The 14422-nt window shown below is 63.1% G+C and carries 11 protein-coding genes; 4 read left to right on the plus strand and 7 right to left on the minus strand.

Annotated elements, in window-relative coordinates; all coding sequences use genetic code 11:
- Positions 1 to 49 precede the first annotated feature (49 nt).
- On the minus strand, positions 50 to 544 hold the full coding sequence (locus OK351_RS06390) for a DUF2505 domain-containing protein (protein WP_265156991.1): 495 nt from the start codon (positions 542 to 544) through the stop codon (positions 50 to 52).
- A gap of 224 nt (positions 545 to 768) precedes the next feature.
- Here OK351_RS06390 and mfd point away from each other — a divergent pair, with 224 nt between their 5' ends.
- Positions 769 to 4377 carry a transcription-repair coupling factor gene (gene mfd / locus OK351_RS06395; RefSeq protein WP_265156993.1) on the plus strand — a complete coding sequence of 1203 codons (3609 nt, stop codon included), beginning with the start codon at positions 769 to 771 and terminating at the stop codon, positions 4375 to 4377.
- A 194-nt stretch (positions 4378 to 4571) separates the two neighbouring features.
- Here the strand turns inward: mfd and OK351_RS06400 are convergent, their stop codons facing one another.
- Genes OK351_RS06400 through OK351_RS06415 form a run of 4 tightly spaced genes read right to left on the minus strand, consistent with a single transcriptional unit; the run spans position 4572 to position 8180 of the window.
- Positions 4572 to 4817 (minus strand): hypothetical protein, encoded by a 246-nt coding sequence (locus tag OK351_RS06400; protein ID WP_265156995.1) that lies wholly within the window; start codon positions 4815 to 4817, stop codon positions 4572 to 4574.
- Positions 4818 to 4851: 34 nt separating this feature from the next.
- A complete protein-coding gene (gene deoC / locus OK351_RS06405) occupies positions 4852 to 5538 on the minus strand; it encodes a deoxyribose-phosphate aldolase (protein ID WP_265156997.1) in 687 nt (228 codons plus the stop codon).
- A gap of 11 nt (positions 5539 to 5549) precedes the next feature.
- Entirely contained in the window at positions 5550 to 7313 is a 1764-nt protein-coding gene (locus OK351_RS06410; RefSeq protein ID WP_265156999.1) for a phospho-sugar mutase, read from the minus strand.
- A gap of 57 nt (positions 7314 to 7370) precedes the next feature.
- Positions 7371 to 8180: a purine-nucleoside phosphorylase gene (locus OK351_RS06415; protein WP_265157001.1), complete on the minus strand. Its 810-nt coding sequence runs from the start codon at positions 8178 to 8180 to the stop codon at positions 7371 to 7373.
- 100 nt (positions 8181 to 8280) lie between these two features.
- Between OK351_RS06415 and OK351_RS06420 the strand changes: the two genes are divergently transcribed.
- Entirely contained in the window at positions 8281 to 9693 is a 1413-nt protein-coding gene (locus tag OK351_RS06420; RefSeq protein WP_265157003.1) for an NAD(P)H-quinone dehydrogenase, read from the plus strand.
- A 64-nt stretch (positions 9694 to 9757) separates the two neighbouring features.
- Here OK351_RS06420 and OK351_RS06425 read toward each other — a convergent pair whose 3' ends face one another.
- A complete protein-coding gene (locus tag OK351_RS06425) occupies positions 9758 to 10195 on the minus strand; it encodes an SRPBCC domain-containing protein (RefSeq protein WP_265157006.1) in 438 nt (145 codons plus the stop codon).
- Positions 10196 to 10417: 222 nt separating this feature from the next.
- Here OK351_RS06425 and OK351_RS06430 point away from each other — a divergent pair, with 222 nt between their 5' ends.
- Positions 10418 to 11806, plus strand: coding sequence for an MFS transporter (locus OK351_RS06430; RefSeq protein WP_265157008.1), 1389 nt, complete (start codon positions 10418 to 10420; stop codon positions 11804 to 11806).
- A 913-nt stretch (positions 11807 to 12719) separates the two neighbouring features.
- On the opposite strand, the gene OK351_RS06435 is transcribed toward OK351_RS06430, so the two are convergent.
- The gene (locus tag OK351_RS06435; RefSeq protein ID WP_265157010.1) at positions 12720 to 13103 is read right to left on the minus strand and encodes a hypothetical protein; all 384 of its coding nucleotides are present in this window, start codon (positions 13101 to 13103) and stop codon (positions 12720 to 12722) included.
- Between the two features lie 454 nt (positions 13104 to 13557).
- On the opposite strand from OK351_RS06435, the gene OK351_RS06440 reads away from it, so the two are divergent.
- Positions 13558 to 14304, plus strand: coding sequence for an SDR family oxidoreductase (locus tag OK351_RS06440; RefSeq protein ID WP_265157012.1), 747 nt, complete (start codon positions 13558 to 13560; stop codon positions 14302 to 14304).
- Positions 14305 to 14422 lie beyond the last annotated feature (118 nt).

A 14422-nucleotide genomic window follows, 5' to 3' on the forward strand; every position in this document is an offset into this window, starting at 1 on the left:
GCCTTCCAGTGAAGGGCTCCGGACCGGGAATACTTCTGCGAGGCGAGACCTATTTGGCCAGCCAGGCGTTTACCTGCGCGGCCTGCATGTTCAAGGCCTTGCCCAAATACGGTTCGGCGGCCGAGGCGATCTTTCCACCGATGAACGGGATGGAGGAGGAAACCTTCGCGTCGATGGAGAAGGTGCTGCCATCGGCTGTTGCGCTCAAGCTCTCCGACCCGCTGACGCTGACCGGAACCCCTGCGACCGCGATGCTGACCGCGGCGGTGCGGTTTCCGGCGCTATCCGGGGCGCTCCATTTTTCCGTCTGGGTCACCTCGACCGAGGAACCCACAAACTTCTTCGCCATATCTGGCACCCGGTCAGTGGGCAGGGCGCGCACTGACACCAGGGTGAAGGACCCGGCGGTGTCCCCGGAGACCGAGAAATCGGTCAAGGTGCCCTTGGCCAGCGAAGTCAGGTGCTCGGCGAACCCGCGGTCGGTGAGCGTGGTGATGACGTCCTGGGTCGAATGGGGCATTTGCGTGCTTGCGTTCAGTGCCATGGATGTGTTGCCAATCCTTCATAAGTCGCAGCGGGTAACCACCGGCCTGCGAAGCCGGTGAATCGAACAGACTCCAGCCTACCGGCCATGAATGGTTAGGTAGGCTAGGAGGGCATGATGAAACGCCATTTGTCCCGAAGAGCGACCGCCATTCCTATTGCGGTCGCTACTGGAGTTGGATGGCCGGGTATGAGAGACCTGTTGCGAGAGGACCGCCAACTTAAATGAACCTGCACGGACTACATGACTTCCTGCGCAGTGAAACGTCTTTTAAGAGAATTCATGAGAACGCGGCCCGCCCGTATTCCACACGCAGCAACCAGATTGAAATCGCCGCGCCGGCGGGGATGCGCGCGATCATCGCCGCGCAGGTCAGCGACGCGCTGCTGGCAGGAAAGCACGACGGACTGGTATTGGTGGTCACGGCGACCGGACGCGAAGCCGAAGACGTCGCCACGTCGCTTGGCGCCTATATGGATCCACGTTCCGTAGCGGAATTCCCGTCCTGGGAAACGCTACCCCATGAGCGGTTGTCCCCACGCAGCGATACCGTCGGTCGTCGATTGGAAGTGCTGCGGCGGTTGGAGGACCGCGACCCGACGCTGAAGGTGGTGATCGCGCCGATTCGGGCGGTGCTGCAGCCACTGGTTGCCGGGCTTGGCGCATTGCGTCCGGTGAACCTGGACCTTGGCAGTGAGCCCGGGTTCGAAAATGTCATCAGGGATCTGGCGGCGGCCGCCTACGCACGGGTCGATATGGTCACCCACCGTGGCGAGTTCGCGGTCCGTGGCGGAATCATCGATGTTTTCCCGCCGACCCTGGACCATCCAGTACGTATCGACTTCTTCGGTGAGGAAATCGATTCCATCAGGTACTTCTCCATCGCCGACCAGCGTTCCACCAGCGACGAAGCGCCCACCTCCGTGACCGCCACTCCGTGCCGTGAACTGCTGATCACCCCCGGCGTGATGAGCCGGGCAGCCAAGCTGGCGCCCACGTTCCCCGCCGCAACGGACATGCTGACCAAGATCGCCGGTGGCATTGCGGTCGAGGGCATGGAGTCGCTGGCCCCGTTGCTGGTGGACAACATGGTACCGCTGACATCATTGCTGCCCGCATCCTCCATTGCGCTGGTTATGGAACCGGAACGGGTTCGAACACGCGCCCATGACCTGAACGAAACGAATGCCGAATTCCTGGCCGCGGCCTGGGCCTCTGCATCTGACGGGGCGAGCGCCCCGCTGGATTTATCCACGGCCGCTGTGGGCCGGCAACTCAGTGAAGGCGATTTTTCGTCGTTGACCGACACCGTGGCCAATGCGGAGAAGGCCGAGGTGTCCTGGTGGGCGGTGACCTCCCTGGGAGGGGACGAGGAACTGGGCCTGGGTGCCGAGACCATCAGGATGCACGCCCGTGAACCACGCGGTTACCAGGGCGATGTCGAGGAAATGATGCAGTTCATTTCCGGTCGAATCCGTGAGAAGTGGCGGATCGCGGTGGCGACCGAAGGCGCCGGTCCGGCGGCCCGGCTCTCGGAGCTTTTCGCCGAATACGGCATCCCGGCGCACCGGGTACCGGCCATCAGCCACGCCCCTACCGAGGGCCTGATCGAAATCACCCAGGCACAGGCCGGGCGCGGGTTCGTCTTCGATGAACTGAAATTCGGATTGCTGACCGAAGCCGACCTGTTGGGCCGATCCAGCGCGTATGCCCCGCGCGGCGGCGCGAAGATGGGTGCCAAACGCAAACGCAATGCGGTCGATCCGCTGTCGCTGGTAGCCGGGGACTTCATCGTTCACGAGCAGCACGGGATCGGGAAGTTCGTCGAACTGGTGGCCCGGAAGGTCGCCGGCTCCTCCCAGGACGCCAAACGCGAATACCTGGTGGTGGAGTACGCCCCGTCCAAGCGTGGCGCGCCGGGGGATCGGCTGTTTGTCCCCATGGACCAGCTGGATACCATTACCCGCTATGTGGGCGGTGAAGCCCCGAGCCTGTCGAAGATGGGCGGTTCGGACTGGGCCAGCACAAAGTCCAAGGCACGCAAGGCGGTCAAGGAGATTGCCGGGGACCTGATCAAGCTGTATTCGGCCCGGATGGCCAGCCGTGGTCACGCCTTCGGGCCCGATACCCCGTGGCAGGGGGAATTGGAAGAGGCCTTCGCCTACGTGGAAACCCCGGACCAGCTCACGGCCATCAACGAGGTCAAGGCGGATATGGAAAAGGAAATCCCGATGGACCGGTTGATTTCCGGTGATGTGGGATTCGGCAAGACCGAGATCGCGGTGCGCGCGGCCTTCAAGGCGGTGCAGGACTCCAAGCAGGTGGCCATGCTGGTCCCCACCACCCTGCTGGCATCACAGCACTACCAGACCTTCACCGAGCGCTATTCCGGGTTCCCGATCCGGGTCAAGGCTCTCTCGCGGTTCCAGACTCCAAAGGAAGCCAAGGAAGTGTTGGCCGGGCTCAAGGACGGCAGTATCGACATCGTCATCGGCACCCACCGGTTGCTGTCGAAGACCGTGGAGTTCAAGAACCTCGGGCTGGTGGTCATCGACGAGGAGCAGCGCTTTGGCGTCGAGCACAAGGAAGAACTGAAGAAGATGCGCACCAATGTCGATGTCCTGGCAATGAGCGCCACACCGATTCCGCGCACCCTGGAAATGAGCTTGACCGGTATCCGTGAGACCTCAACCCTGGCGACCCCGCCGGAGGAACGCCATCCGGTGCTCACCTATGTGGGTCCACGGTCCGACAAGCAGATTTCCGCGGCAATCCGCCGCGAGCTGATGCGTGACGGCCAGGTGTTCTTCGTCCATAACCGGGTCTCCTCGATCGAGCGGGTCGCCGCGGAGCTACGCGAAGTGGTTCCCGAGGCCCGGGTGGAGGTTGCCCACGGCAAGATGAGCGAGGCCAGGCTGGAGAAGATCATCCAGGATTTCTGGGAGCGCAAGTTCGATGTGCTGGTTTCCACCACCATTATCGAGACCGGGCTGGATATCGCCAACGCGAATACCTTGATCGTGGATCGTGCGAACAACTACGGCCTGTCCCAGTTGCACCAGTTGCGCGGTCGTGTGGGACGTGCCCGCGAGCGCGCCTACGCCTATTTCCTCTGGGATGCCGAAAAGCCGCTCGGGGAGGTTGCACTGGAACGGCTCAAGGCAGTGGCCGCCCACAACGAATTGGGGTCGGGCTACCAGCTGGCTATGAAGGACCTGGAACTGCGTGGTGCCGGCAACCTGTTGGGTGGGGAACAATCCGGTCATATCGCCGGGGTCGGTTTCGACCTGTACCTGCGCCTGGTCGGCGAAGCCGTCGCCGATTTCAAGGGCGAAGGGGAAACCGAGAGCACCGAAATGAAGATCGAGCTGCCGGTCAATGCGCACCTGCCGCACGACTACGTACCGGGCGAAAGGCTGCGCCTGGAGGCATACCGGAATATCGCCTCGGCCGAAACCCCCGAGGCCTTGGCCGGGGTCAGCGAGGAACTCGTGGACCGGTACGGGAAACTGCCGGTGCCGGTACAGAACCTGTTGCGTGTCGCGGCCTTGCGGATCAGGGCCCGCGCCGTGGGGCTGACAGATATCCAGCAGATCGGCAACAACATCAAGGTGGCCCCGGCCAAGATCGAGGACCTGCCGGCCTCCCGCCAGGTCCGCCTGGAACGGTTGTACCCCGGGGCAACGAACAAGCCCGCGTTGCAGGCGATCTTCTTCGACAAGCCGCGGACCTCACCTATCGGAGGCAGGCCGCTGGCCGACGAGGAGATCCTGGACTGGGCGGAGAAACTGCTCTACAACCTGTTTGAGCCCGTCGCGGCCCCCACGGCATAGAACCGCGTCCACGGTTGGGGGATCCGGGTACCGCGTCTACCGGCGCGGCACCCTTCACCGCAGGTGATGGAAGGATCACGGATGCTCCTCCCGTAGCATGCCGATGGCGGGTAGTTCCCTGAGGAACTACCCGCCATCGGCATGTCGGTGCTAGGTGGGGCTTGCTACCCCACGATTCGCGTGCCGGCCAGGTGCTACTTGCTTTCCTTGAAGGCAGGCTCCGAGGAATCGGCACGGCCCATGAAGTGCATCGGGATGGCGAATGCCAAAGACACCAGCAGGAAACAAGCGATCGATGGAATCCAAGCCTGTTCCAGCGTCCAGAACGACAGTGAGTAGATGCCGGCCCCGAACAAGACGAGGAAAATCACGAAGTTGACGATGTTGCCAGCCAGGCGCCCCTCGCCGGAATGGGCGACGTTCTTGCCGTTCGAGTACACTTTTTCTCCTTGTGGAACGAGTGGTCGCGTCCGGTTAGTAGCCGGAACCGCTTTGTCCTCCCTCTAGGATAGCAACTCCTGAGCTGGAACCCAGACGTGTTGCGCCGGCGGCAATCATGGCCCGAGCGGTTTCGGCGCTGCGGACTCCTCCGGAGGCCTTGACACCCAGATCCGGGCCGACGGTGCGGCGCATCAGATCCACATCCTCCACGGTGGCACCACCGCTGGAAAAGCCGGTGGAGGTCTTCACGAAATCCGCACCGGCGGCCTTGGCTGACTCGCAGGCCAGGACCTTGGCGGTCTCGTCAAGCAAGCAGGTTTCGATGATGACCTTCAAGATCGCGCCGCCTTCGTGCGCCGCCTGGGCAACAGCGAAAATGTCGTTGACCAGGGCGTCCCTGTCACCGCGAAGGGCTGCGGCGACATCGATGACCATGTCGATCTCGTTGGCTCCATCGGCTACGGCCTGTTTCGTTTCGAAAACCTTGGCCGCAGTGGTGGTAGCGCCCAATGGGAAACCGATCACCGAACAGGTCAGTACGGTGCTGTCCTCCAGTTCATGGGCCACCGTGGAAACCCAGAGCGGGTTCACGCACACGGATTTGAAGTTGTACTGCTTGGCTTCGGAGCAGATCTGCACGATCTGCTCCCGTGAGGCGTTTTGGGCCAGCAGGGTGTGATCGATGTAACCGGCGATTTCCTGGAGCGTCAGTTCAGACATGTTCATCCTCGTTAAATTGTTGGAGTTTCGGTATTCATCTCTGGCAGATCAGCGAAGAAGGTTGCCAACTCGGTTTTGATCAGCGCACATTCATTCTGGGCGTGCTCGCGTAGTGTAGCCAACGAATCCCCGGGGCCCACCGGTGCCACCGTTTCGATATAGCATTTGAGCTTCGGTTCGGTGCCCGAGGGGCGCACGATCACCCGGGCACGGTTGGCGGTGTGCAGCACCACGGCATCGGTAGCCGGAAGGTCGGCACTGGCCCGGGTCAGGTCCACGACCTCGGTAATCCTGGACCCTGCCAGTTCCAACGGGGCACTGGTGCGTACCCGTTGCATCAATACGCCTATGCGCGACAGGTCGGTAAAGCGCAGGGACAGCTGGTCGGTGATGTGTACCCCATGGGCTACTGCCAGCTCGTCCAGCCGTTGCAACAACGAGGAACCGGCTTCCTTGAGCAGGCTGGCTAGTTCGGCCAGCACCAGGCCCGCGGAGATCCCGTCCTTGTCGCGGACCAGTTCCGGGGCTACGCAGTAGCCCAGCGCCTCCTCGTAACCGAATCCCAGCTGGCGAACCCGGGAGATCCACTTGAAGCCGGTCAACGTCTCGCTATGTGCGCGGTTCGCGGCCGCGGCGATGGAAGCCAGCATCCGGGAAGAGACGATGGAGTTGGCCAGCACCTTCTCGGGTTCCAACCGGATCGACAGGTAGTCGCCAAGCAGCCACCCCACTTCATCCCCGCGCAACATCCGCCACCCGTGGGCGGTGGCCACGGCCGCGGCGCAGCGATCGGCGTCCGGGTCATTGGCGATCACCAGATCGGCGTCGAGCTTCGCAGCCAGGGCCAGGGACAGGTCGATGGCACCGGGTTCCTCGGGGTTGGGAAACTGCACGGTGGGGAAGTCCGGGTCAGGTGCGGCCTGTTCGGCCACCTGGTGGGTATCACTGAACCCGGCGTTGGCCAGTGCCTGGGCCATGGCATGCCCGCCGACCCCGTGCATGGCACTGAGCACGATGCGCAGCTGGGACCGGGTCCGGGCGTTATCCTCGCCGGGGGAAGGTATCACCGAGGCGATGGCGGCCAGGTAGGCAGCCTCGATATCACCCGGTTCCCCGGCACCCGGAAGTACGGTCCACCCCGTCGTGGCCAGGGGAATCTCGTGGATCGGCTCATCGTGGAGGATCAGCGAGGCGATCTCCGAATCGATCGGAGCAACGATCTGGGCCCCACGTCCTTCCTCATCGGTGACCCTGCCGCCCACGTAGACCTTGTACCCGTTATCCTCGGGAGGGTTGTGGCTGGCGGTGACCATCACCCCGGCCTCGGCATCCAGAGTGCGTACGGCCCAGGCCAGTACCGGGGTCGGCAGGGCCGAAGGCATCAGGTACACCTCGAATCCGGCAGCGGTGAAGATCGCGGCAGAGTCCTCGGCGAACTCGCGGGAGTTGTACCGGGCATCGAATCCCACCACCACCTTGGGGCGGTAGCTCCCGGCAGCCCGGTTGGCCAGGAACCGAACGATTCCGGAGGCGGTGCGCCGGACCACCATGCGGTTCATCCGCATCGGCCCGGCACCCAGGGCCGCACGCAACCCAGCGGTTCCGAAGGCCAGGTTTCCGCAGAAACGATCGGCGAGCTCGGCCAGGGCCGCCGCGTCGGCGGATCGAGCCCGCGTGAGAAGCGCGTTCAGCTCACGGCGGGTCTGCGGATCCGGGTCGTCGGACGCCCAGGCGCTGGCCACGGTCAGTAGCCGGTTGGTCTCGGGGGTTTGCATCGGAAAATGCCTGCCTTTATGGGGTGCGGGAGTTGGTGACGTGCAAACACGTCGGGGCTAGAAACGGGCGATGATCTCCGCCAGCAGCCTGGAGATGTGTGGGCCGGCAGCCTGTCCGGCCTCGATGACCTCCTCATGGCTCAGCGGCACCTCGCTGATTCCGGCGGCCAGGTTGGTCACCAGTGAGATCCCGAAGACCTCCATCCCGGCGTGGCGGGCGGCAATGGCTTCCAAGGCGGTGGACATGCCCACCAGGTCGGCACCGATCACCTTCGCGTACCGCACCTCGGCTGGGGTTTCATAGTGAGGTCCGGTGAACTGGGCGTACACACCCTCATTCAGACTCGGATCCACTTCACGGGCAATGGCACGCAACCGTGAGGAATACAAATCTGTCAGGTCCACGAAAGTGGCACCTTCCAGCGGGGAAGTGGCGGTCAGGTTGATGTGGTCGGAGATCAGTACCGGGGTGCCCGGGGTCCATGCAGGATTCAGCCCGCCGCACCCGTTGGTGAGCACCAGTTGCGAGCAGCCGGCCGCCGCGGCGGTGCGGATCGGGTGAACCACCGAGCGTACCCCGCGTCCCTCGTAGAAGTGCGTACGCGCCCCCAGTACCAGTACCCGCTTTCCGGTGGGGGTCAGGATGGAGGCGATATGGCCCTTGTGTCCCGGCACGGCCGGGGCATGGAAGCCGGGAATCTGGGCGGCATCCAGGGTGTGGGTGGTTTCACCAATCAGCTCGGCGGCCTGGCCCCAACCGGAGCCGAGCACCACCGCGGTGTCGTGCTGCGCCACCCCGGTGGCCTGGGCGATGGCGGCCGCGGCTTCGCTGGCCAGGGCAATGGGATCAATGTCGAAAGTAGTCACTGTATTACGCTACCGTCCGGTATGCGATTTTGTCAGTTGTCCATCGGCTGATATCGGCGGAACTGGACGAAGGTGCGCCGAAGCGGCCAAATGAGAGACAATGGAGTACGTGAGCACACAACGCAGGATTGAAGCAACCAGACTTGTCATTATCGGCGGCGGACCCGGCGGCTATGAAGCCGCCATCGGGGCCGCCCAGCTGGGTGCCAACGTCACCATTGTCGAACGGGCCGGGATGGGCGGTTCGGCGGTCTTGACCGACGTGGTCCCCTCGAAGACCCTGATCGCCACGGCCGATGTGGTGCGCCGGGCCAAGCATTCATCGAGTTTCGGGGTGATGATCGAGGGCCTGGACAACGCGGAAACCGACTTTGCCGTGGTCAACCACCGCCTGTTGGACCTGGCCAAGGAGCAGTCCGCGGATATCCGTAACGGGTTGGAACGCGCCGGGGTGCGCATCATTATCGGTGAGGGTCGCCTGCTCGATGCCCACACGGTAGAGGTCAATCGCCCCGACGGGAGTACCGAAACCCTGGACGCCGACGCGGTCCTGCTGGCCACCGGCGCCCACCCCCGCGAGCTTCCCACCGCCAAGCCGGATGGCGAGCGGATCTTCAACTGGACCCAGATCTACAACATGAACGAGGTGCCCGAGCACCTGATCGTCATCGGTTCCGGTGTCACCGGAGCCGAATTCGCCTCGGCTTACAACCTGCTCGGTGCCAAGGTCACCCTGGTTTCCTCCCGTGACCGGGTGCTACCCGGCGAGGACGCCGATGCGGCCGGGGTGCTGGAGGATGTCTTCAAGCGCAATGGCCTGAACGTGGTCTCCCAGGCCCGCGCCGAGGCGGTCACCCGTGACGGGGACAAGGTGCTGGTCACCCTGGCCGACGGGCGCATATTGGAAGGCAGCCATTGCCTGGTTGCGGTGGGTTCCATCCCGAATACCAAGGGGCTGGGGCTGGAGGAAGCCGGCGTGCAGCTGACCGAGTCCGGCCATATCAAGGTCGATGGCGTTTCACGCACTACCGCGAACAACGTCTACGCGGCCGGGGACTGCACCGGCATCTTCGCGCTGGCTTCGGTTGCGGCCATGCAGGGGCGCATCGCCGTGGCCCACCTGCTGGGGGACTCGGTCAAGCCGATCAACCTCAACCTGGTGTCCTCGAACATCTTCACCTCCCCGGAGATCGCCACAGTGGGAGTCTCCCAACGGGCCGTGGCCGAGGGCAAGTACCAGGCGAATATCGTCAAGGTCGACCTGGCCACCAATGCCCGGGCCAAGATGATGAATATGGAAGAGGGATTCGTCAAGATCGTCTCCCGCAAAGGCTCGGGGACCGTGATCGGCGGCGTGGTGGTCGCCCCGCGCGCCAGCGAGTTGATCTATTCCCTGGCGCTGGCCGTGCAGAACAACCTGCATGTGGATGACGTGGCCGAAACCTTCACCGTCTACCCGTCGCTGGCGGGTTCGCTGGCCGAGGCTGCGCGACGCCTGCACCGCCACATGTAGACCCGTTCGCGGACGGTCCGGTGGACTGGATACCAGCTACCGTACCGATCCGCCGACATGGTCTTCAAGATAACGCTGAAGGTTGGCCAGGGAGTGAGGACATGCCCTGCTGGTGATCTGCCGGCGGGATTCCCCTGGGGACATTCTCGGCTGTCATGCCCAGCAGGCGGCCCTCCACCGTCGGCTCGATCCGCCAGGCAATGGTCATCCTCCCGGAGTAGGCCGGGTCCCCGGATACGAATCGAACCGCGAATCCGAAGCAGCGTTCAGGAAGCATCTCGGTGACCTTGCCCGGGATGCGATCGTGATCGGCGCCGGTCCTACCCACGGCGGAGCCTGCATCCAGATAGGTCAGGATGATCTCCACGCGGCCTCCGATCCAGGGTTCGAAGGCGGCAACCTTGCCTGTCATCCCCTTCGGTGGCAGCCAGGTGGCCACCGCCGACCCTTCGGTCAATGCATTGAAGACCGTGTGTGGCGGGTCGGGAAATGCCCGCGACACTCTGTCGATGCGTGTCGTGGGCACAGCCTAGCGGGATAACGGGCAATGAACCGGCCAACGTGTTTATCGAATTTAACGAATCCCGGGATTTCCGCCTGTTTGGGCAGCACCACGATCCACAGGTCCACATTTTGGACACCCGAATCCAATATCTGGACAAGTGCGAGTAGCCTGAATAAGTACGATTTATGATTCTTCACGCACCTCAGAGGAGACGCACCCATGTCTCAGGTCAGTAACCAGGCACCACCGAAGGAGAACACGCGTGGCCGCGTGCTTTTCGCTTCAATGATCGGCACGACTGTCGAGTTCTTCGACTTCTATGCCTACGCCACCGCATCGGTTCTGGTCTTTCCAGCCTTGTTCTTCCCGAACGCCACGACCATCAATGCGATCCTTTCCTCCTTCGCGATCTTTGGTGTTGCCTTCCTGGCACGTCCACTGGGCTCGATCGTCTTCGGGCACTACGGTGACAAGCTGGGGCGCAAGGGCACCCTGGTTGCTTCCCTGCTGACCATGGGCATCGCCACCTTCCTGATCGGCTTCCTGCCACCGGCACAGGGCAACTGGGTTATCCTGGCACCGACCCTGCTGGTGCTGTTGCGCTTCGCCCAGGGCCTGGCACTGGGTGGCGAATGGTCCGGTGCCGCATTGCTGGCCACCGAGAACGCCCCGAAGAACCGTCGGGCCGTCTACGGTACCTTCCCGCAACTCGGCGCTCCGGTTGGGTTCATCATCGCGAACCTGATGTTCGTGGTCCTGCAGACCCAGCTGTCGCCCGAAGCATTCCTGGCCTGGGGCTGGCGCGTGCCGTTCTGGTTCTCCCTGGTCATGGTGATCATCGGTTTGTGGGTCCGCCTGAAGCTGGTTGAATCCAACTCCTTCCAGAAGGTCGTCGAGCAGAAGAAGGTCGTCAAGTCACCGATCAGCGTGACCATGAGGAAACATTGGCGCCCGGTGATTGCCGGCACCTTCATCATGTTTGCCACCTATGTGCTCTTCTACCTGATGACCTCCTTCACCTTGACCTACGGCACGGCTCCGGCAACCGAGGAGCAGGCGCGCGCCGCGGCCGAGGCTTCGGGAAAGACCTTCGATCCGGCCGGCTTCGTCCCCGGCCTTGGCATCGACCGGCCGGAGTTCCTGACAATGCTGATCATCGGTGTGGTTTTCTTCGGTATCTTCACGATGGTCTCCGGCCCCTTGGCCGAAAAATACGGCCGCCGCAAGTTCCTGATCTACGTCTCTCTGGCCATCCTGGTGTTTGGTTTGGCCTGGACCCTGTTCTTCGGACCGGGCAAGGGCGCCGCCATGGCCGGTTTGATTGTGGGCTTCACGCTGATGGGCCTGACTTTCGGTCCAATGGCCGCCTACCTGCCTGAGCTGTTCCCCTCCAACGTCCGCTACACCGGTTCGGCCGTGGCCTACAACCTGTCTTCGGTCCTTGGCGCCGCACCGGCTTCCTTCGTGGCGATCGCCCTCTGGAGTGCCGGCAGTGGAAGCACCCTCGGGGTCGGAATCTACCTGGCTGCCGGGGCCGTCGCGACACTGATCGCGCTGTTCATGACCCGCGATACCAAGGACATCGATATCGAGAATTACGTCGACTAACCCTGACGAGGTTTCTCGTGCTGAAAGTGCGGCCGGTGGTTCCCCTGCGAACTACCGGCCGCACCCATTTTCCTGAACCGGCACCAGCATTCCGGGACGTGGTGCTGGGCGCGTACGCACGGCGCACTGCCCGAGCCAAGCCGGTTCTGTCGGAGCCGGCCCGTACCACCGGCGATGGTTGCCCTGAGAGGAATGCCCGCCGGGAGTACGACACGTCTAGATGCAACACCAGTCTTTGGCCTCGGGGAATCCGCCAGGTCTGTCCGATCTCTCATTTCCATGTCATGCACACAGTTCGTCGGTTGAGGAGGGATTCGGCGGTTCACCAACCAAAGGATGATGTGCGTTGAATTCATGTGGTGGGAAGCAGGGACTGAATGGGCCGGGTCCCGCCCGAATGGAGATGCTCTTCTTTCGCGCAGGGAGACGATCTTCAAGGGGAACCGGTGACCCGTGCACAGGTGGATGGGAATAACGCCGGAGCGGCTCCGGCACGGTCTTCCGGTCGTGATTCCGAAGATCATTGGCTCGATATCGATCCGGTGTTGACGTTGCGAACCAATGCGGCCATTGAACATGTCGTTCCGGCATCCATGTGGTACCGAATACCTGGACTGGACCCAAAAAATCTGTTGACGGTGGCCAAAGGATCGGCCAAGGCAGTCTACAAGCGATCCAAGCCCCTTCGGCGTCCGCACGGGGCATGGCGTGGCAAGCGGAGCTCACGCCCCGAGAAGCAGACCAGTGAGTCACAGTTCCCGAATGTCCCCGTGCAGGAATGAACCCCACCCCAGCGTGGGCACGGCGTCGCCCGATTTTCCCCGCCAGTCTGGCTGAGCCGGAAGCACTTCGCTGAGCTTTGCCGTCCCGTGCCCGGGTATCGCCAGCTACCCGGCAGTTCTACACCGGGGATCTACATGGATTCGCTGTAGGGAATGACCACGACTTGGACCCCATCCTCGTAGATGACCTGCCCGGGATCAGCGCTCTCTACCCGGACACAGCCGACGCCGTGGGCCCGCAAGAGGCCCAGATAGGGAACAACCCGCTCGATTAAATGCGTGGCCGATTCCTTGAACCAGGCGCTGGTTACCGGGTTCAGGCCGGTATCGTACACCTGGGGACTGGTTTGGGCCGGATCCGGATAGGCGTCATTGAACCAGTCATTGTGACGACGCCATAGGGTCCACTCTTCCTTGCTCAGGCTCCCGCTATGCGCCAGGCCGTTGGCCAGCCCGAAGACGCCAATGTGCAGGCCTCGTTTATTCGGAACAGGCGATTGGAATCGAACGTACACTTGGGCACCGTGGCCTTTCCATTGGGCAACCGAAAACAGTACATCACGAAGTCACCAGGTCCTGGCGACTCGGCCCCCGAAACATTGAACACGATATCGCCGAGAAACCGGCTCCCGCCGATTTACACGGTCCGCGGGACCACGAAGTACCAGCTGCCCTGTCCGGTTCGTTCACCCCGCGGTTTTGCGCGGTGGCAGCCCGTAGGCCTGTAGGCACCCACGGAACCAAAGGTCTCACGGATCCTGTTCCCTCGTCTCGCGCGCGGCAAGGGAACCATAAGGCACAGGATAATGGCCGCCCAGCGTGCTCCGGCGCTATGGGGTGCCATTTGCCGACTGGAGACGTCGGTGTACCGGCAAGCTCAGGCCTATTGGGCCCTAGAATGGTCGCACCACGTGATACGACGCCGGGTGCTGTGTTCTGGTATGGGCAGGATAAGAGGGAGGTAGGCCGATGAAGATTGCCGTTGCCGGGGGAACCGGAACCATTGGGCAGCTGGTTGTTGCAGCCGCAGACGAGGCCGGGCATGAAACTGTCGTCCTGGCACGAAGTACCGGGACGGATCTGCGCGATGCCAGGGAGCTGGAGCCAAAGCTACGCGGTGTGGACACGGTCATCGATGTGACTAGTACGGGAACCATGTCCACCGCCCGGGCGGTGGAATTTTTCGGCACCGTCACCTCCAACCTGCTCAGGGCAGGGCGTGCAGCGGGAGTAGGCCACCATGTGGCCTTGTCGATCGTCGGTGCCCTGGAAGTGAACGCGAGCTACTATGCAGGAAAGGCCGCCCAGGAGCGGATGCTGCTCAGCCAACCCGGAGGCTACTCGCTGCTGCGCACTACCCAATTCCACGAGTTCGCGGCCCAGATGGTCCAACGCATGGGGCGTGGGCCGGTGCAACTGGCACCAATCATGCTTTCCCAACCCATTGCCGGGACCGAGGTTGCCGATGAGCTGATCCGCCTGGCGGAATCCGGACCAGAGGGGGAAGTCGCCGACCTGGCAGGACCTCGGGAGGAGAAGATGCCCCGGATGGTCAAGGCCTACCGGGAAGCCTCGGGATCCCCGGCCCGGGTGTTGGCTGTTCCCGTGCCCGGCGCAATGGGCAAGGCCATGCGCGATGGCAGCCTCCTGGCCGGGCAGGGTGCCCGGCTGAGGACCCTGACATTCGACGACTGGCTGGCGGGTCAACAACACTAGCCGTCGCAACGGGTGGCCTCGGTCGGCTGCGCCAGGTTCCCGCACCGCCGATCACGTTCCGGAAGTTGCAAGGGCCGGGTCCGCGCAATCTGCACGAACCCGGCCCTTGACTAAGGCG

Source organism: Glutamicibacter sp. MNS18, from assembly GCF_026107515.2.
GTDB lineage: Bacteria > Actinomycetota > Actinomycetes > Actinomycetales > Micrococcaceae > Glutamicibacter.